Below are 18,654 nucleotides of genomic sequence, written 5' to 3'. Positions count from 1 at the left end.
GCGGGTGAGCTAGCGAACCCGCGACCGCGGGCCGAAACCTGATCCGGACGGGCGAACTGCGTGTCGGACCCCGACCCTCAGGTCGCGGTGATCGCCCCGCCCGCGAGCAGCCCGAGGACCACGAGTCCCAGCACCACGCGGTAGGGCACGAACCAGGCGATCGAGTGGTGCGCGACGAAGCGCAGCAGCCATGCCACGGCGGCGTACGCGACGACGAAGCTGACCGCGGTGCCGACCAGGGTCTGTCCCGCGCCGATGCCCGAACCGGAGACGTCCTTGAGCTCGTAGAGCCCGGCCGCGGTGAGCGCCGGGATCGACAGGAAGAAGCTGAGTCGGGTCGCGGTCACGCGGTCCAGGCCGCGGAAGAGACCGGCCGAGATGGTGGCGCCCGAGCGGGACACGCCCGGGACGAGCGCCATGCACTGCAGGGCGCCGACGACCAGCGCGTCGGTCATGGTGAGGTCGCGCTCCGTCCGGTCCTGACGGGCGCCCCGCTCGGCGAACCACATGACCGCGCTCCACGCGACGAGGCTGCCGCCGACCCACCACAGCGACCGCAGCGGACCCGTCACGACGTCCTTGCCGAGGAAGCCGATGATCCCGATCGGGATCGAGCCGACGATGATGTACCAGCCGAAGCGGTGGTCGAAGGTGCCGCGGTACTCCGGCTTCACCAGGCCCCGCAGCCAGGCGACGGCGATCCGCCCGATGTCGGACCTGAAGTAGAGCAGCACCGCGAGGATCGCGCCCATCTGGATCACCGCCGTGTACGCCGTGATCGCGGGGTCGTCGACCTTGAGGCCGAGGATCTTCTCGGTGATCGTGAGGTGCCCGGTGCTCGAGACCGGAAGGAACTCGGTGAGCCCCTCGACGATGCCGAGGATGACGGCCTGCAGGTAGTCCACGGGCGGTGAGCCTACGGTGCCCACCTGACGCGCGCCTGACGGCCACGCCGCCGCGCGTCGGCCTCGCGTCCGGAGACCGGCGAGCCGACGTGGCCCTGTGCGTGCGGCTGGCTAACCTTTCCGCCATGCAGCAACGCCACGTCGGCCGCACCGGGCTGAAGGTCTCGCGCCTGGGTCTCGGCACCATGACGTGGGGCCGGGACACCGACGAGCACGAGGCACGCGACCAGCTGGTCGCGTTCGTCGAGGCCGGCGGCACGCTCGTGGACACCGCGGCCGGCTACGGCAACGGCGACTCCGAGCGCGTCATCGGCCAGCTGCTCGGTGACGTCGTGCCCCGGGACGAGGTGGTGCTGGCGACCAAGGCCGGGATCAGCCGGGTGCGGGGCGAGCGCGAGACCAACGGGTCACGCGGCTTCCTGCTGCGGTCGTTGGACGCCTCGCTCAGGCGCCTGCAGGTCGACCACGTGGATCTCTGGCAGGTCCACACGTGGGTCGACGACACCCCGCTCGAGGAGACCCTCGGAGCGCTGGACCACGCGGTCACGACGGGGCGGGCGGCGTACGTCGGCATCTCGAACTACAACGGCTGGCAGTCCGCGCAGGCCGCCACCTGGCAGGCCGCGGTGCCCGGCCGGGCCGTGATCGCCTCGAACCAGGTCGAGTACTCCCTGCTCAGCCGCGGGGTGGAGGCCGAGACGATCCCGGCCGCCCTCGCGCTCGGCATGGGTGTGCTGCCGTGGTCGCCGCTCGGGCGCGGCGTGCTGACCGGCAAGTACCGCACCGGCACTCCGGCCGACTCCCGGGCCGCCTCGGCCCATTTCGCGTCGTTCGTGGGCCGCCACCTGACCGAGCGCTCGCACCGCATCGTCGAGGCCGTGGTGCGTGCCGGCGAGGGCCTGGAGTGGAGTCCGCTGGAGGTGGCGCTGGCGTGGGTGCGCGACCGCCCCGGTGTCACCGCCCCGATCGTCGGCGCGCGCACCGCCGAGCAGCTGAAGGCGGCCCTGACCGTCGAGGAGTGCGAGCTGCCCGCCGAGATCGTGACCGCGCTGGACGACGTGTCGCAACCCGAGCCTTGGGGAACGGAGGTGTCATGAGCACGACGAAGGATCGACGCACCCGGGGGCGGGCCCTGAGACCCGGCGTCGAGTACGAGTTCGACAAGCTCGTGATCCCCCGCGACGAGTCGCGCAACGTCGTCACCCGGCTGCTGGTCGACCGCGCCGAGCACGGCGGCTGGGAGCTGGACCGGGTCCGGATCGGCGCCGACGGCACCCGACGCGTCGTCCTGCGCCGGAAGATCATCCGCCAGCCGAGGCTGAGCTTCTACCTGACCTGATCCGCCCTAGAGGAGCCCGAGGAAGCGGTCGAACACCCGGGCGCCGAACTCCAGCGAGTCCACCGGAACCCGCTCGTCCACGCCGTGGAAGAGCGCGGTGAAGTCGAGGTCCTCGGGCAGCCGCAGCGGCGTGAAGCCGAAGCAGCGCATGCCGAGGTCCTCCCAGTACTTCGCGTCGGTCCCGCCGCTCATCAGGTACGGCGCGACCACGGCGTCCGGGTCCTCCGCGAGGATCGCTGCCGTCATCGCGTCGGGCACCTCTCCGTCGTACGACGTCTCGATCGCGGACAGGTGCACGTCGCGGGTGATCTCCACGTCGGGCCCGGCGAGCGTCGCCAGCGTGGCCCAGAACTCGTCCTCGTAGCCGGGCAGGAAACGACCGTCCACGCGCGCGGTCGCCGTGCCGGGCACGACGTTCACCTTGTAGCCGGCGTCGAGCATGGTCGGGTTCGCCGTGTTGCGGATCACCGCACCGAGCATCCGTGCCGCGCTGCCGAACTCCTCGACGAGCGCCTCGGCGTTGTCGGGGGTCGCCTCCGTGCCGGCGAGCTCGGCGACAGCGGCGAGCAGGACCTTCATCGTCGGGGTCAGCCGGACCGGCCAGGCGTGCTGACCGATCCGCGCGACGGCTGCCGCCAGCGCGGTGACGGCATTGTCCGGGTGCCGCATCGACCCGTGGCCGGCATTGCCCCGTGCGGTCAGGCGCACCCACGCCATGCCCTTCTCGGCAGCCTCGACCAGGTACACGCGGCGCCCGCGGACGGTCGTGCTGAAGCCCCCCACCTCGCCGACGGCGATCGTGCAGTCCTCGAGCAGGCCCCGGTGGTGACGGACCAGGTGCCCGGCACCCTTCGCGCCGCCGGCCTCCTCGTCGGCGGTGAAGCACAGGACCAGCGGCCGCGACGGCACCACGCCTGCCCGGGCGCGGGCTCGCACGCTGGAGAGCAGCATCGCGTCGAAGTCCTTCATGTCGACGGCTCCGCGGCCCCAGACCAGCCCGTCGCGGACCTCTCCGGAGAACGGGTGCACGGCCCAGTCGTCCGCGGCAGCGGGCACGACGTCCAGGTGACCGTGGAGCAGCACCGGCTCGCCGACGTCACCGCCCCAGCGGGCGACCAGGGAGGTGCGGCCGGGCTCGGACTCGAAGATCTCGCTCTCGATGCCGACCTCGTCGAGCAGCTGGGCCACGTGCTCCGCGGCCTTGCGCTCGCCCGGTCCGGGCTCGTCGCCGTAGTTGGAGGTGTCGATCCCGATCAGGTCGCTGCAGATCCCGACGACCTCGGCGGCAGGGTCGTAGCCGGGGCTGGGTGCACTCATGCGTCCCATCCTGCCCCAGCCGGCCGAGGAGCCCGAGGCAGGCGCCGAAGGGCCGACCGATCGCCGGAGGGGGACGACGGAGCGGGAGGAGGCGTCTGCTCAGGCGCGCCGGCGCGCGCCGAGGTCGTTGCCGACCTCGTGCGGTGCGCCCCAGGTCACCACGCCCGAGCCGGTGCGGAGCCCGAGCTGGAGCGTCTCGGGGATGTGCCGGCTCGCCGTCGCCTCCCACGCGTGCCGGCGGCCCCACACCTCCTCGGTCACCTGGATCTCCAGCACCGCGGTGCCCTCGGCGGCGCGCGCGATCTTGTCCTCGCACCACGCCCGCGCCGACTGCGCGTCGGGCCAGCGTCGCTCGTAGGTGACCTTCTCGGTGCCGTTCCCGGCCTCGACGAGCAGGATCAGCCGCCCGACGGCCGAACGGGTGTGCCCGCCCGGCGCGCGTTGCGCCTGTGTCGTCTCGGTCATGTTTCGAGCGTACGACCAGCGCTCCTCCCCGGCGGGTCGCCGCGCACTTGGGCCTCCAGCGGTCTAGCCAGGGAGCCAGGGCCGCGTCACGAGGGACGGACCGGTCCCCGGATTCGGTCCGGGGGTCCGGCTTTGCTAGGGTTACGGCGCTCGTCCGGGTGGCGGAATAGGCAGACGCGCTAGCTTGAGGTGCTAGTGCCCGTATAGGGCGTGGGGGTTCAAGTCCCCCCTCGGACACAGAGTGAAGGCCCCGGTCTCCGGGGCCTTCTCGCATTCTCCGGCGCTGTGCCTGCGGACGCTCACGGGCGGCGCGTCCGACGGCTACCAGAGGAACGGGACGAGCCGCGCGCGACCGGCGGCGAAGGCGCGGTAGCGGTCTCCGAGCGCGGCGCTCAGCGCGCGCTCCTCGGTCCGGATCCGGTAGGCCAGGGCTGCCAGCAGGATGACGACGCACGCGGTCGCGCCGAGCCAGTTCCCCACCATGACCCCGCCACCGGCGAACACCAGCAGCAGACCGGTGTAGCTCGGGTGGCGCAGCAGTCGGTACGGACCGTGGTCGACCACCGGCTGGTCCTTGCTGGTCCTCAGCACAGTGGTGAAGTACCGGCCCAGCGTCAGGACGGACCACCAGCGGAGCAGCAGACCCGACCAGCCGACGAGGGCGCCGGCGGCGAAGGCCCACGCGCCACCCGCGACGGTCGCTCCCGGCGCCAGGGCGCGACCCAGCGGCACGGCCAGGATCGCAGCGAGGAACACCACCCGGAACACCAGCTCCGCCGCCACGTCGGAGCGGGCCGCGCCACGCCGACCCCGGACCGCCAGCGCCAGCTCCCCCACGGCGAAGGCCGCCGCACTGGCCTCGAGCACCCGGCGGGCTGCAGCCGAGTGCTGCACGTAGGAGAGGAGAAGCACACCCAGCATCATCGGTCACGACGGGCGTGCCGGGCGCCGAGCACGCGCGTCAGGGCAGAGGAGCGCTCGCCTCGTCGACCGCCGGAGCACCGCCGAGCTCGACGACGACCTCCACGCGAGGTGTCTCCCCCGGCGTCTCGGTCGTCGGGCCGAGCCGGCGCAGCATCGCCAACGACGCTTCGTTGTCGGCCGCGACGGTCGTGATGATCCTGGTGACGCCCGCGGGTCGACGGCGAAGCAGCTCGTCGATGAGCGCCGTGGCGACCCCGCGCCCCTGCCACTCGTCCAGGACCGTGACCGCCAGGTCGGCCGCGTCGGGCTGGTGCGGGTAGCGGATGATCCGGCCGACACCTGCCGGTACGCCGACCCCCTCCTCGTCGAGGACCACCAGCGCGAGCGCCACGTGGTTAACCCCGTCGACCTCGTCGACCAGGTGGTCGAGCAGGGCCGGCGTGAGGTGCGGAACACCCGTGAGGAAGCGGTGGTAGCGGGTCTCCTCCGAGAGCTGTTCGTACCCGGTGCGCAGCGCCTCACGGTCGCTCGGGAGGAGCTCCCAGATCAACGCGTGGGTCCCGTCGCGCAACCGAGCTTCCGCGATCATCCGGCCACCTCCTGCGCCCAACGCTAGGGGACCCCGACGCGGAGTCGTCCACGGCCTCCCCCTCGCGGACCTGCCGGCGACGACCAGGACAGGGACGCGTCGATATCCGGTTCCGGAGGGGGCCTCCGCTGGACTAGCCTCGGGAGCAGCACTCCGGCCGGGAGGGCCGGGATCCCGTTCTGCGACGGAGGGACCTGCATGGCCACCACACCCGCGCCGGCGCCGGCCACGGACTACCCGGACCACATCGACGGCGCCGTCCTCAAGATCGCCGGCGTCGTCGTCCTCGGCGCGATCATGTCGATCCTCGACATCACCGTCGTCAACGTGGCACTGCCGACCTTCCAGGCGGAGTTCGGGTCCACCGGCCACGAGATCGCCTACTCCCACGTGGCCTGGACGGTCACGGCGTACACGCTCTCCCTGGCGACCGTGATCCCGCTGACCGGTTGGGCGGCCGACCGCTTCGGCACGAAGCGGCTCTACATGGGCGCGATCACCCTGTTCACCGCTGGCTCGGCGCTGTGTGCCACGGCCTGGGACATCAACGTGCTGATCGGCTTCCGGGTGCTCCAGGGGCTCGGCGGCGGCATGCTGATGCCGCTCGGGATGACGATCATGACCCGGGCGGCCGGCCCCCATCGGATGGGCCGCCTGATGGCGATCCTCGGCGTCCCGATGCTGCTGGGGCCGATCATGGGCCCGATCATCGGTGGCTGGCTGATCGAGACCGCCAGCTGGCACTGGATCTTCCTGATCAACGTGCCGCTGGGGCTGGCGGCGCTGGTGTACACCTACAACGTGCTCGACAAGGACTCCCCCGAGCCGTCGGAGTCCTTCGACTTCCTCGGGATGGCGCTGATGTCACCCGGGCTGGCGCTGTTCCTGTTCGGGGTGTCCTCGCTCCCCCAGGAGCACGGGGACATCTCCGCCCCTCGCGTCTGGGTCTCGATGGTGATCGGCGTCGTCCTCATGGCGAGCTTCGTCTGGCACTCGTTCCGGCCCGAGCACCCGCTCCTCGACCTGCGCCTGTTCCGCAACCGCAACCTCACCGTCGCGATCATCACGATGTTCATGTTCGCGGCTGCCTTCTTCGGCGGGCTCCTGCTCGTCCCGACGTACTTCCAGCAGATCCGCGGCGAGTCGACGCTCCACGCAGGGCTGCTCGTGGCGCCCCAGGGGCTCGGCGCCATGGTGACCATGCCGATCGCGGGCCGTCTGGTCGACAAGATGCCGATCGGGCGGATCACACCGTTCGGCCTCATCCTCATCGTGATCGGCATGTTCGGCCTCACCCAGGTCGACGAGTCGACGCCGTACAGCCACATCATCCCCATGCTGTTCGTGATGGGGCTCGGCATGGGCGCCACGATGATGCCGCTGTTCACCTCGGCGCTGAAGACGCTCACCGCCCACGAGGTCGCCCGCGGCTCCACGCTGCTCAACATCACCCAGCAGGTGTCCAGCTCGGTGGGTGTCGCGCTCATGTCGGTGCTGCTCACCAACCACCTGAACAACTCGCCGGTGATCCCGGGCACCGACAAGGCGCCCGGGGTCGACGGCGGGATCACGGAGACCGGCGCGGCGATCCTGTCGAACACGCGTCCGCAGGTCTTCGCCCAGCTCCACCTCGACCCCGCCGCGGTCGCCCGCGGTCTCACCGACGCGGCGACCTCGTTCGCGCAGACCTACTGGGTGGCGTGGTCGCTGGTGCTGCTCACCCTGGTGCCGGCGCTGTTCCTGCCGCGCCGGCGCGAGGCCGATCACTACCTCGACGACGAGGGCGTGCCCCCGGTCGTGGTGTCCTGACCGAGCGGAACGGCCCGCTCGAGGGCCCGGCGTGAGGCAGGGTCAGCTCGCCATGAAAAGGATCTCGTCGCGCTCGTAGCTGCGACCGGGGTGCTCGGCCGCGAGGTGGGCCTGCACCAGCCGCACGAGCTCGTCCTCGTCGGGCGCGGTGATGTACTCCCCGCAGGGGCAGTTCAGCCGGGTCTTCATGCACACAGGCTAGACGGGATCAGGCCTCGGCGCTCTGGGCGTCAGCCTCGTCGGCGGGAGGGGCAGCGAGCCGGTTCTCCGCGTCGCTCCGGGCCGTGGTCGCGCGGGGCACCGACGCCATCGGCAGCTCACGGGTCTCCACCAGGCGGTCGGCGACCGTGCGGAGCTTGACGTTGTTGTCCTGGGAGTACCGCAGCAGCACGGCGAACGCCTGGTCGGCGGTGAGGTCGAAGCGTTCCATGAGGATGCCCTGGGCCTGACCGATCCGCTTGCGCGCGTCGACGGCCAGCCAGAGGTTCTCGATCTTGCGCGCGTTGCCGAGCGCCACCGCGGCGTGCCGGGCCAGGATGTGGGCCACCGCCTGGTCGTCGATGTCGAACGCGTCCGGCTTGCGGGAGTAGGCGTTGAGGGTGCCCATGGTCTCGTCGTCGGTGTACATCCGCACGCTGAGCAGGCTGCGGATCCCGGCGTCGTACACGCGTGCGCCCCAGTTGGGCCACCGGCTCTCCACCCGGGTGTCGCTGACGATCACGCTCAGCCGGTTCTCCAGCACGGAGACGTCCGGGCCCTCCCCCAGCTCCATCTGCACGGCGTCGAGCTTGGCGACGATGGGATCGGTGGCCGCCGCGGTCTCGATGAGGTTGCGGCCGTGCACGAAGATCACGCCGGCGAAGTCGCAGCCGATCGCCTTGAGGGTGAACTCGAGGACCTTCTCCACGGTCTCCTCGACCGTGACGTCGTGGAGCGCCAGCGCCAGCTCGGCGAACTCCTCCGCGTAGCGATCACGCTCAGTCCCCACTGAAGGGTCTCCTCCCCATTCTCTGCCATGACCTCGGGGCTGCTTCCCGAGGGAACCGACCGCGTCGACGGCGTGCGTCGCCATCGTGCCTCATTCTAGGACTCCCACGGATGTTTTCGAGTCCGATGGGTATCGCGAGTCCATGAGCCAGGCGCAGCGAGACCTCCCGCGGGCTTGGGCAGAAGCGGACATGGCCCATGTGCTCGGCGTGCTCCGGCATTCCGGGCCCCGCCTCCTCACCGACCTGATGGACGACGAAGAGTTCGACGGCTGGTCGTCCCAGCGGCTCGAGGACGCGGTCGTCTCCGCATGGTCCAGGAACGTCATCTCGATCACCCCCGGCGACCTCGTCGTCGCCCTCTGATCCCAGCGGCAGATCCGTCCTGCCGTCCACGCCGGACCGGCCGGGCGAAACATCTCTGCACTTCGCCCATGGGAGGGCCGCCGGACCACCTGGTCCGGCGGCCCTCCTTGTCAGGCGCCTGCCGCCCGCCTTGGCAGGCGGCCGGGTCAGCTTGCCTGCGCGATCTCGGGCATCTCTCCGACCTCGTCGCGGAGCGTGTTGAAGATCCGCGACAGGATCCGGGAGACCTGCATCTGGGTGACGCCGATCTCCTCCCCGACCTCGCGCTGCGTCAGCCCGTCGACGAAACGGAGCTTGAGCACCGTGCGGTCGCGGTCCTCGAGCCGCGAGAGCAGCGGGCGCAGGACGACCCGAGCCTCGCAGCTGGCGAAGTCCGGATCCTCCGAGCCCAGGACGGACCCGAGCGTGCGACCGCCCGGATCAGCATCGCCCTCGCCACCGACCGGACGGTCGAGGGAGGCTGGCGTGTAGCAGCCGTCCGCGGACAGCGCCTCGATCACCGTCTCCTCGTCCAGGTCGAGCGTGGCAGCGAGCTCGCTCACGCGGGGCTCCCGGCCGAGCTCCTGGAGGAGGTCGGACCGGGTCTGGTTGATCGCCTGCTGCGCCTCCTGGATCCGACGCGGCGGGCGAACCGTCCACCCGCTGTCCCGGAACTGCTTGCGGAGCGCGCCGAGGATGCTGGGCACCGCGTAGGAGAGGAAGTCGTGACCGTACTCCGGCCGGAACGACTCCACGACCCGCACCAGGGCGAGTCGGGCCTCCTGCATCAGGTCCTCGATCGGCAGACCCCGCGCGGAGTAGCGCTGGGCGAGAGAATCGGCCACCGGGAGGTTGATCGTCACGATCTCCTCCGCCAGCTGGCGGCGTTCTTGCGGATCTTCGGAGGCGCTTCGCGCTTCGAACAGATCCTTCGTGCGGGTCGAGCGCGTGCGATCGTCGATGTCCTCGGGATCGAGGACGGACGTGGTGTTCATCGAGAGCATCGTGATGCTCCTGTCGAACCGGGGTCAGAGCGGCCTAGCTTTGTGACCAGTGACCCATCACCCTCAGTTCTACCACGGATGAAGCCGGTTAAACGCCTCAGAGCGGCTGAATCGGACAGCGAGCGCATGGCGCGAACGCTGTTCGGGTATCCGCAGCGGGTGAAGGACGGCGGCTCCGAGGTTCACCCCGACTCCGACGACGACCTCCGGGGCGCGGAGATCGACAAGGTGCTCGACCGGAACTGGAACGAGCTGCTCCAGGAGCTGCGGGTCGCCGAGACCGGCACCCAGATCCTCACCGGCTTCCTGCTGACGTTGCCGTTCACCAACCGGTTCGCCACCCTCAGCCACGGCCAGGAGCGGCTCTACCTGGCGGTCCTCATCGGCTCGGTCGTGGCGACCGGTCTGAACGTGGCGCCGGTGGCCTACCACCGGATCCTCTTCCGACGGCGCAAGCGGCGCTGGCTCGTGTCGGCGGCGAACCTCGCGGCCCGGGCGGCCCTGGTGATGCTCGCCCTCGACAGCGCCGGCGTGGTGCTGCTGGTGTTCGACGTGGTCGTGGACCGTACGGCGGCCCTGGTCGCCGGTGGGGCAGTGCTGGCGTTCCTGCTCTTCCTGTGGGGGGTGGTGCCGCTGGTCGAGCGGGCATCCCACGAAGAGGGCGGTCACGCCGCCGAGGCGCGGCGCAGCCCCGGCAGCACCTCGGCGCCGTAGAAGCCGATCATCTCGGCGTAGTGCGGGCCCATGTTGCCGACGTAGATCTCGTCGAAGCCGGTCTCCAGGAACGGCTCGAAGGCGGACCGATGGGTCTCGGCGTCCGGTCCGCCGGGAACGGCGTCGGCGATCATCTCCCGGGTGACCAGCCGGCTCGCCTGCTCGAAGTGGCGCGGGCTCGGCAGCACCTGCGCGAGCTCGCCCGGCAGGGCGCTGTTGGGCCAGAGCCGGTGCGCCTGCTCCACCCCCTCCTCCTTCGTGGGCGCCCAGGCCACCTTGAACCCGGCGGTGACGGGCTTGTCGCCACTCTCCGTGCGGAAGAGGTCGGGCAGCTCGCGATCGGGGGCCGTGGTGATGTAGCCGTCCGCGACCCGTGCCGCCAGGCGCGTCGCCTCCGGACCGAAGCCGGAGACGTAGATCTCGGGCGCCTGCTCGGGGCGGGTGTAGATCCTGGCCTGCTCGGCGGTGAAGTGGGCGCCGTGGTGGTCGACGAAGTCGCCCTGCCACAGCTCGCGGATCAGGCCCACGGCCTCCTCCAGCATCGCCAGCCGTACGCCGGCCACCGGCCACGGGTCGCCCAGGACGTGCTCGTTCAACGCCTCGCCGCTGCCCAGGCCGAGCCGGAACCGGCCCTCGAGCTGGACCGCTGCCGTGGCCGCGGCCTGGGCGACGATCACCGGGCTGATCCGCATCGTCGGGCAGGTCACCGCCGTCGTGACCGGCAGCCGGCACACCTGCGAGATCGCCCCGATCAGCGACCAGACGAAGGGCGCCTGGCCCTGCTCGTCGTTCCACGGGTGGAAGTGGTCGCTGATCCAGAGGGCCTCGAAGCCGGCCTCCTCGGCCAGCCGGGCCTGCTCGACGATCTCCTGCGGGGTGTACTCCTCGGTGGAGAGGAAGTAGCCGAAGGTCGGTGCGCCTCCCTCTGTGCGGCTCAACGGCCCACCGCCCTCTCGAGCTGGGCCTTGTTCATCTTCGACCGGCCCTTGACGCCCTTGCGCCGGGCCTCCTGGTAGAGCTGGTCGTAGGTCCGGCCGCCCTCGCCCTGGTGCGAGCGGAGTCCGCCGCGGCGACCGGAGGAGATGTCCTCGGTCGACGTCCGGCTGCTCTCACGTGCCTCGCCGTGCCGGGCCCGCTCCTTGTTGACCGTGCGAGCGGCGATCTCCTCGGCCTCGTCCTCGGAGTGCCCGCGGTCCTCCAGGCCGGACTTGATGTGGTCGTACTGGCGCTCGCGCTTCTTGCTCCATGCTCGCTGTGGCATCACGACCTCCTCGCGTCGTCGGTGGCCGTCGGCTGACGGCGTCGCGGCAGGAGTACCCGGCCGCCCGGCCCGCCATGCCGTCGAGCGGCGGCAGGCCGACGCCCGCGAACGGCATGAGCGTCGTCCGGGACGGGTACCGCGCCAAGGTCCCCCTGCCGCGCGCAGGACACGCCTGTACCGAACCCGAGGAGCACGATGAGCACCTCCGCCACCCTCCCGCTCTGGGAGGACGCACCCCGACCCGCGTTCCCGGACCCCTTGCCGGCCACCGGTCACGTCGACACGCTCGTGATCGGGGGCGGCCTGACCGGTCTGACGACCGCGGTGCTGCTGGCGCGGGCCGGCGTCGGGGTGTCGCTGCTCGAGGCGCGCAGCATCGGGTCGGGCACCACCGGCTCGAGCACGGCGAAGGTCAGCCTCGTCCAGGGCACGAAGCTCTCCCGCATCGGCGCCCGGCAGCCGCTGCGGGTGGTGCGCGCGTACATCGAGGCCAACCGCGAGGGGCAGGCGTGGCTGCGTGAGTTCTGCGACGACCACGCCGTTCCCTACGCCCTCCGGCCGGCAGGGACGTACGCCGCGACGCCGTCCGAGGTCTCCGCCGTCCAGGAGGAGCACGACGCGCTCGCCGCGGTCGGCCTCCCCGTGCGCTGGGCCGACTCCCTCGACGTGCCGTTCGAGGTGCACGGGGCCGTCGTGCTCGAGGACCAGGTCCAGCTGGACCCCATGGACGTGCTGCACGCCCTCGCCGACCAGCTCCGCTCGCACGGCGGCACCGTGCACGAGGGCCACCGGGTGCGGTCGGTGAAGCACAGCGACGCGGAGATCGTCGTCCAGCTTGCGGGCGGCAGCACCGTCACCGCCGACCGCCTGGTGATCGCGACCGGCGCGCCGACCCTCAGCGGCTGGCTGTGGGCGGCGAAGATCACCGCGAGCCGGTCGTACCTGATCGCGCTCGAGGGCGCGCAGACCGTGCCGGGCATGTTCCTCTCGGCCGGCCAGCCGGTGCGCTCGGTGCGGACCACGGCGCCTCGATCGGCTCCGGAGCAGCTGCTCGTCGGCGGGTCGGGGCACCACGTCGGCCGGACCCGCTCCGAGGCCGCGCAGCTCGACGACCTGCGGCGCTGGGCCGCCGAGCACTTCCCCGGGTCGGTGGAGACGCACGCGTGGTCGGCGCAGGACTACGGCACCCCGGACGAGCTCCCGATGTTCGGCCCGGTGCCCGGGACCTCCGGGCGGATCCACCTGGCCAGCGGCTACGACAAGTGGGGCATGACCAACGCCGTGGCGGCCGCGCGTGCGATCTCGTCCGACCTCCTGGGCAAGCCGGCGAGCTGGTCGGAAGAGCTGGAGGAACGCTCGATGAACGTGCGGACCATCGCCGGCCTCGCCCGACAGGGGCTGTTCGCCGGGGCGGCCCAGGCGAAGGCGCTGTTCGAGGCGGAGGCCAGGTCGCTGCCCGAGGACGTGCCGGAGGGCACGGGAGCCGTGGGCCGGTCAGGCCTGCGGCCCGCCGGCGTCAGCCACGTCGGCGGTGCCGCCTGCTCGGTGTCCGCCGTGTGCACGCACCTGGGCGGGGTGCTGCGGTGGAACGACCAGGAGCGCAGCTGGGACTGCCCGCTCCACGGCTCCCGCTTCGACCCGGAGGGCGAGGTGATCGAGGGCCCGGCCACGCGGCCGCTGGCGAAGGTGGAGCGGGGGGCTCACCAACCGGCGGGCAGCGGCCTGCCTTCGGCGTAGCCGGCGGCGGACTGGACCCCGATCACGGCACGGTCGGAGAACTCCCCGAGGTCGTGGGCGCCGGCGTACGTGCAGGCGGAGCGGACGCCCGAGCAGATCTCGTCGACGAGGTCCTCCACCCCGGGGCGGGCCGGGTCGAGGAACATCCGGGACGACGAGATGCCCTCCTCGTAGAGGCCCTTGCGGGCGCGTTCGAAGGCGTCGTCGGTCGCGGTCCGGCTCGCCACGGCCCGCGCGGAGGCCATCCCGAAGCTCTCCTTGTAGGCACGGCCGTCGGCGCTGCGCTGGAGGTCACCGGGCGACTCGTAGGTGCCGGCGAACCACGAGCCGATCATCACCTGCGAGGCTCCCGCGGCGAGCGCGAGGGCGACGTCGCGCGGGTGGCGCACTCCCCCGTCGGCCCAGACGTGCTTACCGTGCTCGGCCGCGGCCTCGGCGCACTCCACGACGGCGCTGAACTGCGGCCGGCCGACACCGGTCATCATCCGGGTGGTGCACATCGCCCCGGGACCGACGCCGACCTTCACGATGTCGGCTCCCGCCTCGACGAGGTCGTGGACGCCGTCCGCAGCCACGACGTTGCCCGCCACCACCGGGATCGACGGGTCGACGCTGCGCACCGCCTTCAGCGCCTCCACCATCCGCTCCTGGTGGCCGTGGGCGGTGTCGACCACCAGGGTGTCCACCCCGCTCTCCACCATGCGCTCGACCTTGGCGGCCACGTCGCCGTTCACGCCGATCGCGGCGGCGACCCGCAGGGCGCCGTGTGCGTCGAGGGCCGGCGCGTAGATCGTCGAGCGCAGTGCTCCGATGCGGGTGAGCAGGCCGACCAGCTCGCCCGCCGCGTCGACGACCGGGGCGAGCCGGTGGCGCGAGGCCGACAGCACGTCGAACGCCGCGCGAGCGTCCACGTCGTCGCTCAGCGTGACCATCTCCGTCGTCATCACCTGGCCGACCTGCGTGAACCGGTCGACGCCGAGGCAGTCCGCCTCGGTGATGATCCCGACCGGCGCGCCGCCGTCGACGACCACCGCGGCAAGGTGGGCTCGCTTCGGCAGCAGGGCGAGCGCGTCGCTGACGGTCTCGTGCGGGGTGAGGGTGATCGGGGTCTCGAAGACCGGGTGGCGGCCCTTCACCCACGCGACCACCTCGGCCACGATGTCGAGCGGGATGTCCTGCGGCAGCACAGCCAGGCCTCCGCGCCGGGCCATCGTCTCGGCCATCCGGCGCCCGGAGACCGCAGTCATGTTGGCGACCACGAGCGGGACGGTCGTGCCGGTGCCGTCCTGGCTGGAGAGGTCGACGTCGTACCGGGACGCGACGGCGGACCGTCGCGGCACCATGAAGACGTCGTCGTAGGTCAGGTCGTGGACCGGTCGACGGTCGCTGAGGAAACGCACCGACCGAATCTACTCCGGCGCGCCCTCCCCGGCAGGCACCGGGCATGATGCTCCCCGTGGATCACGTCATCGCCAGCGCCCCCGGCCGGGTGAACCTCATCGGGGAGCACCTCGACTACAACGGCGGCCTGTGCCTGCCGATCGGCCTCCCCCAGCGCACCACGGCCAGGATCGCGCGTGCCGACGGGGGCGTGACCGTGCGCAGCGGCGACCTCGAGTGGACCGGTGGGGTCGGCGAGCGGCCGGCCGGGTGGGCGGCGTACGTCGTCGGCGTGCTCGAGGTGCTCGGCGTCCGTGAGCCGCTCACCGTGGAGATCTCCTCCGACGTGCCCGTCGGTGCCGGCCTGTCGAGCTCGGCCGCGCTCGAGTGCAGCGTGGCCACCGCGATCGACGCCCTGCTGGGGCTCGGGTGCACCCGGGAGGATCTCACCACCGCCTGCATCCGCGCCGAGACCGAGTACGTCGGGGCTCCGACCGGCGGCCTGGACCAGACGGCGTCGATGTTCGCCCGGGCCGGGCACGCGATCCTCCTCGACTTCGCGGACGGCTCGTCGACGCAGGTCGGGTTCGACCCCGCGTCCGCCGGGCTCACCCTGCTCGCGGTCGACACCCGGGTGGCCCACGAGCACGTGGACGGCGGCTACAGCGCCCGTCGGGCCGACTGCGAGCTGGCGGCGCGGACGCTCGGGGTCGACCTCCTCAGCCAGGTGCACGACGCAGCGTCCGCCCTGACCGCCCTGACCGACGAGCGGGTACGCCGGCGCGCCCGGCACGTGTTCTCCGAGCAGCAGCGCGTCGCGGAGTTCGTCCGAGCGCTCGACCTGGGCGACTGGGCCGAGGCCGGCGCCCTGATGACGTCCTCGCACGAGTCGCTCCGTGACGACTTCGAGGTGTCCTGCGCCGAGCTCGACGCCGTGGTCGAGGCCGCGCTGGCCGCCGGGGCGATCGGAGCCCGGATGACCGGCGGCGGCTTCGGCGGCTCGGCGATCGCGCTCGTCGACACGGAACGCGTCGCCGAGGTCCGCCGGGCGATCGACGAGGCGTTCGCCGCCCGTGGCTGGGGCGCGCCCGCACACATCGACGCGCAGCCGTCGGAGGGCGCGCGCGTGGACGCGCCCTCCGCTCAGTAGGTCACTTCAGCTCGGCGCTGCTGAGCCCGAGGATCCGGCGGGCGACGATCAGCTGCTGGATCTGCTGCGTGCCCTCGAAGATGTCGAGGATCTTGGAGTCCCGGCCCCACTTCTCGAGGAGCTCGGCCTCGGAGTAGCCGAGCGTGCCGCAGAGCTCGACGCAGCGCAGCGTGACGTCGGTGCCCATCCGGCCCGCCTTCGCCTTCGCCATGGATGCCTCCATGGAGTTGGGCTTGCGGTTGTCGGCCATCCAGGCCGACTGCAGCGTCAGCAGGTACGCCGCCTCCCAGTCGGCCTCGAGCTGGAGGAACGTCGCGGCCGCGGCCGACTGGCTCAGGGCCGGCCGGTCGTAGTCGATGGCGATCCCGGCCTGCTCGAGGATGTCGCGGGTCAGGTCGAGCGACGCCCGGGCGCAGCCGACCGCCATCGCAGCCACCAGCGGGCGGGTGTTGTCGAAGGTCGCCATCGCGCCGGCGAAGCCCTGCTTGGTGTCGATCTCCGGCGAGCCGAGCAGGTTCGCCGCCGGCACCCGGCAGTCGGTGAACGTGATCACCGCGGTGTCGGACGCACGGATCCCGAGCTTGTGCTCGAGCCGCTCGACGTTCATGCCGGGCGTGCCCTTCTGCACGACGAAGGACTTGATCGCGGCGCGGCCCATCGACTTGTCGAGCGTGGCCCACACGACCACGCTGTCGGCGCGCTCGCCGGAGGTGACGAAGATCTTCTCGCCGTTGAGGACGTACTCGTCGCCGTCCTTGCGGGCGGTCGTGGAGAGGTTGGCCGAGTCCGAGCCGATGCCGGGCTCGGTGATCGCCATGGCGGCCCAGGTGCCCTTGAACCGCTCCAGCTGCTCGTCGTTGGCCACCGAGGCGATCGCGGAGTTGCCGAGGCCCTGGCGGGGCATCGAGAGCAGCAGGCCGACGTCGCCCCAGCACATCTCCATGATCGAGAGCACCGACGCGAGGTTGGCGCCGTTCTTGTTGCCTGCCTTCTCCTCGGCGCTCTCGTCACGGCGTACGCCGGCCGCACCGGCACCGCCGGACGCCCCGGACTCGGAGAGCCCGTCGATCATCGCGGCGAGCATGTCGAGCTCCTTGGGGTACTCGTGCTCGGCCGCGTCGTACTTGCGGGAGATCGGTCGCAGCATGTTCATCGCGACCTGGTGCGCCTGGTCGACGAGCGGGCGGACCTTCTTGGGGGTTTCGAGATTGATCATCGTCTTGTCTCCTGTCTTTGGACTTCCGGGGCTTCGAGGCTCGCTGGCGCTCGCACCTCAACCAGCGGAAGTCAGACCAGGACCGCTCCTTCCATCAGGCCGATCGCACGCAGGTCGCGGTACCACCGCTCCACCGGGTGCTCCTTGACGTAGCCGTGGCCGCCCAGCAGCTGGACGCCGTCCAGGCCGATCTGCATGCCCTTCTCGGCGCAGAGCCGGCGGGCCAGCGCGATCTCGCGCGAGGCGTCCTTGCCCTGCGCCACCCGGCTCGCGGCCTTGTAGGTGAGCAGGCGCATGCCCTGCAGCTCGATCGCGATGTTGGCGACCATGAACGCCACCGACTGGCGGTGCGCGATCGGCTCGCCGAACGCCTGCCGCTCCTTGACGTACGGCGTGACGTAGTCGAGCACCGCCTGCCCGGTGCCGACCGCGAGCGCGCACCAGGCGAGGCGGGAGTTCTGGACCACCTCGCGGTGGACCGCGGCGTCGCCGAGCAGCGCGATCGGCTCGACCTCGACGTCCTCGAGCAGCAGCCGGGTCAGGCCGGCGGCACGCACACCCATCGACGGGTCGGACTCGATCGTGACGCCCGAGGTCTTCGACTCGACGAGGAAGAGCTGCGGCGCACCGTCGAGCTCGGCACCGACGACGAACAGCTCGGCCTCGGCGCCGCGCGCCACGCCGGACTTCACGCCGTTGAGGACGAACCCGTCGCCCTTGCGAGTGGCCTTCGCCGCCGGGGCCAGCGGGTCGAAGAGCGCGGTCGGCTCCGCGAGCACGAGCGCCGCGGCCGGCACCTCGTCGCCGGCGAACGCGGGCAGGTACGTCGACTGCTGCTCGTCGGTGCCGTACAGCGAGAGCGCGGTCGCGACGGCGCCCGAGGAGAGGGCCGCCACGGCCAGACCGAGGTCGCCGTGGGCGAGCGCCTCGTGCACGAGCACGCCGCCGACCGCAGACCGCTCGGTGGCGATGCCACCGAGGTCCTCGGCCACACCGAGGATCGGCAGCCCGATCTCCAGAGAGGCCTTGAGCAGGTCGTCGGGGGCGGTGCAGGTCTCGTTGGCCTCGGCCGCGGCCGGGCGCACGACCTCGGCGGCGAACTCCTTCACGACGTCGACGAGCATCTGCTCGTCCTCGGTCGGGGTGAGGTCGAACAGGCCCTTGCCGGCGGCGGAGGGCACCCTCTTGCCGGCACCGGCCTTGCCGGCGCGGGCGAACGCGCGCCCGGCGGCGCCGGCGGTGCGGAAGCCCGCGCTGGTGACCCGGAAGACGGTCTGCTCGCTGCTCCTGCGGATGCCGAGCCGGTCGATCAGGTCGCTCTGCGCGAACCGGTTCAGCGCCGCGACGGCGAGGCCGATCGGGTCGCGCTTCTCGTTCTCACTGAGTCCGTGCCTGCCTCCGGCGGACAGCACGCTCTTCACGGGTTGGAAAGCCATGCCGCAACTGTAACTCCGAGTTACACATACCGCTACAGGTTCGCGGAGTGGCGCCGGTCACTCGGGTCCCTGCCCGC

General features: G+C 71.8%; 20 protein-coding genes and 1 tRNA gene. 8 read left to right on the top strand and 13 right to left on the bottom strand.

The genetic code is table 11. The features are described 5' to 3' along the window. Window positions 1–77: 77 nt before the first annotated feature. Window positions 78–905 carry an undecaprenyl-diphosphate phosphatase gene (locus EFL26_RS15440; protein WP_123223714.1) on the bottom strand — a complete coding sequence of 276 codons (828 nt, stop codon included), beginning with the start codon at window positions 903–905 and terminating at the stop codon, window positions 78–80. Between the two features lie 125 nt (window positions 906–1,030). Between EFL26_RS15440 and EFL26_RS15435 the strand changes: the two genes are divergently transcribed. Both EFL26_RS15435 and EFL26_RS15430 read left to right on the top strand, forming a co-directional pair. Beyond that, entirely contained in the window at window positions 1,031–2,002 is a 972-nt protein-coding gene (locus tag EFL26_RS15435) for an aldo/keto reductase (RefSeq protein WP_123223713.1), read from the top strand. Further along, on the top strand, window positions 1,999–2,244 hold the full coding sequence (locus tag EFL26_RS15430) for a DUF5703 family protein (RefSeq protein WP_123223712.1): 246 nt from the start codon (window positions 1,999–2,001) through the stop codon (window positions 2,242–2,244). Before EFL26_RS15435 ends, EFL26_RS15430 begins: the two co-directional genes overlap by 4 nt. Window positions 2,245–2,250: 6 nt before the next feature. On the opposite strand, the gene EFL26_RS15425 is transcribed toward EFL26_RS15430, so the two are convergent. Together EFL26_RS15425 and EFL26_RS15420 are read right to left on the bottom strand one after the other, a co-directional pair. Then, window positions 2,251–3,561 (bottom strand): M20/M25/M40 family metallo-hydrolase, encoded by a 1,311-nt coding sequence (locus EFL26_RS15425; protein ID WP_123223711.1) that lies wholly within the window; start codon window positions 3,559–3,561, stop codon window positions 2,251–2,253. 99 nt (window positions 3,562–3,660) lie between these two features. Then, window positions 3,661–4,026, bottom strand: coding sequence for a hypothetical protein (locus EFL26_RS15420; protein WP_123223710.1), 366 nt, complete (start codon window positions 4,024–4,026; stop codon window positions 3,661–3,663). Window positions 4,027–4,178: 152 nt separating this feature from the next. On the opposite strand from EFL26_RS15420, the gene EFL26_RS15415 reads away from it, so the two are divergent. Next, window positions 4,179–4,263: transfer RNA gene (locus tag EFL26_RS15415), tRNA-Leu, on the top strand. Window positions 4,264–4,347: 84 nt separating this feature from the next. Here EFL26_RS15415 and EFL26_RS15410 read toward each other — a convergent pair. Both EFL26_RS15410 and EFL26_RS15405 read right to left on the bottom strand, forming a co-directional pair. Further along, window positions 4,348–4,938: a methyltransferase family protein gene (locus EFL26_RS15410; RefSeq protein ID WP_246000212.1), complete on the bottom strand. Its 591-nt coding sequence runs from the start codon at window positions 4,936–4,938 to the stop codon at window positions 4,348–4,350. 49 nt (window positions 4,939–4,987) lie between these two features. Continuing rightward, window positions 4,988–5,539 (bottom strand): GNAT family N-acetyltransferase, encoded by a 552-nt coding sequence (locus tag EFL26_RS15405; protein WP_123223709.1) that lies wholly within the window; start codon window positions 5,537–5,539, stop codon window positions 4,988–4,990. Between the two features lie 198 nt (window positions 5,540–5,737). Between EFL26_RS15405 and EFL26_RS15400 the strand changes: the two genes are divergently transcribed. Beyond that, a complete protein-coding gene (locus EFL26_RS15400) occupies window positions 5,738–7,348 on the top strand; it encodes a DHA2 family efflux MFS transporter permease subunit (RefSeq protein WP_123223708.1) in 1,611 nt (536 codons plus the stop codon). A gap of 42 nt (window positions 7,349–7,390) precedes the next feature. Here the strand turns inward: EFL26_RS15400 and EFL26_RS15395 are convergent, their stop codons facing one another. Together EFL26_RS15395 and EFL26_RS15390 are read right to left on the bottom strand one after the other, a co-directional pair. Beyond that, window positions 7,391–7,537, bottom strand: coding sequence for a DUF1059 domain-containing protein (locus EFL26_RS15395; protein WP_123223707.1), 147 nt, complete (start codon window positions 7,535–7,537; stop codon window positions 7,391–7,393). 19 nt (window positions 7,538–7,556) lie between these two features. Beyond that, the gene (locus EFL26_RS15390; protein WP_246000211.1) at window positions 7,557–8,336 is read right to left on the bottom strand and encodes a GAF and ANTAR domain-containing protein; all 780 of its coding nucleotides are present in this window, start codon (window positions 8,334–8,336) and stop codon (window positions 7,557–7,559) included. A 190-nt stretch (window positions 8,337–8,526) separates the two neighbouring features. Here EFL26_RS15390 and EFL26_RS24265 point away from each other — a divergent pair, with 190 nt between their 5' ends. Next, the gene (locus tag EFL26_RS24265) at window positions 8,527–8,700 is read left to right on the top strand and encodes a hypothetical protein (protein WP_183408200.1); all 174 of its coding nucleotides are present in this window, start codon (window positions 8,527–8,529) and stop codon (window positions 8,698–8,700) included. Window positions 8,701–8,846: 146 nt separating this feature from the next. On the opposite strand, the gene EFL26_RS15385 is transcribed toward EFL26_RS24265, so the two are convergent. Then, window positions 8,847–9,674, bottom strand: a complete 828-nt coding sequence (locus tag EFL26_RS15385; protein ID WP_123223847.1) for a sigma-70 family RNA polymerase sigma factor — start codon at window positions 9,672–9,674, stop codon at window positions 8,847–8,849. A 135-nt stretch (window positions 9,675–9,809) separates the two neighbouring features. Between EFL26_RS15385 and EFL26_RS15380 the strand changes: the two genes are divergently transcribed. Next, on the top strand, window positions 9,810–10,397 hold the full coding sequence (locus EFL26_RS15380) for a DUF6328 family protein (protein WP_183408199.1): 588 nt from the start codon (window positions 9,810–9,812) through the stop codon (window positions 10,395–10,397). On the opposite strand, the gene EFL26_RS15375 is transcribed toward EFL26_RS15380, so the two are convergent. Together EFL26_RS15375 and EFL26_RS15370 are read right to left on the bottom strand one after the other, a co-directional pair. Beyond that, the gene (locus EFL26_RS15375) at window positions 10,349–11,335 is read right to left on the bottom strand and encodes a TIGR03557 family F420-dependent LLM class oxidoreductase (RefSeq protein WP_123223705.1); all 987 of its coding nucleotides are present in this window, start codon (window positions 11,333–11,335) and stop codon (window positions 10,349–10,351) included. The genes EFL26_RS15380 and EFL26_RS15375 overlap by 49 nt on opposite strands. Continuing rightward, window positions 11,332–11,658, bottom strand: coding sequence for a plasmid stabilization protein (locus tag EFL26_RS15370; protein WP_123223704.1), 327 nt, complete (start codon window positions 11,656–11,658; stop codon window positions 11,332–11,334). Before EFL26_RS15370 ends, EFL26_RS15375 begins: the two co-directional genes overlap by 4 nt. 195 nt (window positions 11,659–11,853) lie before the next feature. On the opposite strand from EFL26_RS15370, the gene EFL26_RS15365 reads away from it, so the two are divergent. After that, the gene (locus EFL26_RS15365) at window positions 11,854–13,395 is read left to right on the top strand and encodes an FAD-dependent oxidoreductase (protein ID WP_123223703.1); all 1,542 of its coding nucleotides are present in this window, start codon (window positions 11,854–11,856) and stop codon (window positions 13,393–13,395) included. On the opposite strand, the gene EFL26_RS15360 is transcribed toward EFL26_RS15365, so the two are convergent. Beyond that, complete coding sequence (locus EFL26_RS15360; RefSeq protein WP_183408198.1) at window positions 13,359–14,795, bottom strand: GuaB1 family IMP dehydrogenase-related protein; 1,437 nt, start codon at window positions 14,793–14,795, stop codon at window positions 13,359–13,361. The two genes, EFL26_RS15365 and EFL26_RS15360, sit on opposite strands and share 37 nt — an antisense overlap. A 56-nt stretch (window positions 14,796–14,851) precedes the next feature. On the opposite strand from EFL26_RS15360, the gene galK reads away from it, so the two are divergent. Next, window positions 14,852–15,925 carry a galactokinase gene (galK, locus tag EFL26_RS15355; protein ID WP_246000210.1) on the top strand — a complete coding sequence of 358 codons (1,074 nt, stop codon included), beginning with the start codon at window positions 14,852–14,854 and terminating at the stop codon, window positions 15,923–15,925. 1 nt (window position 15,926) lies between these two features. Here the strand turns inward: galK and EFL26_RS15350 are convergent, their stop codons facing one another. Next, window positions 15,927–17,141, bottom strand: coding sequence for an acyl-CoA dehydrogenase family protein (locus tag EFL26_RS15350; protein WP_123223700.1), 1,215 nt, complete (start codon window positions 17,139–17,141; stop codon window positions 15,927–15,929). Between the two features lie 71 nt (window positions 17,142–17,212). Continuing rightward, entirely contained in the window at window positions 17,213–18,577 is a 1,365-nt protein-coding gene (locus tag EFL26_RS15345) for an acyl-CoA dehydrogenase family protein (protein WP_123223699.1), read from the bottom strand. Window positions 18,578–18,654 lie beyond the last annotated feature (77 nt).

Source organism: Nocardioides pocheonensis (assembly GCF_003725535.1).
Lineage (GTDB): Bacteria > Actinomycetota > Actinomycetes > Propionibacteriales > Nocardioidaceae > Marmoricola > Marmoricola pocheonensis.
This window is presented reverse-complemented; position numbering and strand designations above follow the sequence as displayed.

Bases quoted from the DNA above. Each gene is read 5' to 3' on its own strand.
- EFL26_RS15345 (WP_123223699.1), bottom strand. From the start codon at position 18,577: ATGGCTTTCCAACCCGTGAAGAGCGTGCTGTCCGCCGGAGGCAGGCAC.
- EFL26_RS15365 (WP_123223703.1), top strand. From the start codon at position 11,854: ATGAGCACCTCCGCCACCCTCCCGCTCTGGGAGGACGCACCCCGACCC.
- EFL26_RS15405 (WP_123223709.1), bottom strand. From the start codon at position 5,539: ATGATCGCGGAAGCTCGGTTGCGCGACGGGACCCACGCGTTGATCTGG.
- EFL26_RS15425 (WP_123223711.1), bottom strand. From the start codon at position 3,561: ATGAGTGCACCCAGCCCCGGCTACGACCCTGCCGCCGAGGTCGTCGGG.
- EFL26_RS15385 (WP_123223847.1), bottom strand. From the start codon at position 9,674: ATGAACACCACGTCCGTCCTCGATCCCGAGGACATCGACGATCGCACG.
- EFL26_RS15380 (WP_183408199.1), top strand. From the start codon at position 9,810: ATGGCGCGAACGCTGTTCGGGTATCCGCAGCGGGTGAAGGACGGCGGC.
- EFL26_RS15370 (WP_123223704.1), bottom strand. From the start codon at position 11,658: ATGCCACAGCGAGCATGGAGCAAGAAGCGCGAGCGCCAGTACGACCAC.
- EFL26_RS15435 (WP_123223713.1), top strand. From the start codon at position 1,031: ATGCAGCAACGCCACGTCGGCCGCACCGGGCTGAAGGTCTCGCGCCTG.
- EFL26_RS15420 (WP_123223710.1), bottom strand. From the start codon at position 4,026: ATGACCGAGACGACACAGGCGCAACGCGCGCCGGGCGGGCACACCCGT.
- EFL26_RS15395 (WP_123223707.1), bottom strand. From the start codon at position 7,537: ATGAAGACCCGGCTGAACTGCCCCTGCGGGGAGTACATCACCGCGCCC.
- EFL26_RS24265 (WP_183408200.1), top strand. From the start codon at position 8,527: ATGGCCCATGTGCTCGGCGTGCTCCGGCATTCCGGGCCCCGCCTCCTC.
- EFL26_RS15430 (WP_123223712.1), top strand. From the start codon at position 1,999: ATGAGCACGACGAAGGATCGACGCACCCGGGGGCGGGCCCTGAGACCC.
- EFL26_RS15400 (WP_123223708.1), top strand. From the start codon at position 5,738: ATGGCCACCACACCCGCGCCGGCGCCGGCCACGGACTACCCGGACCAC.
- EFL26_RS15350 (WP_123223700.1), bottom strand. From the start codon at position 17,141: ATGATCAATCTCGAAACCCCCAAGAAGGTCCGCCCGCTCGTCGACCAG.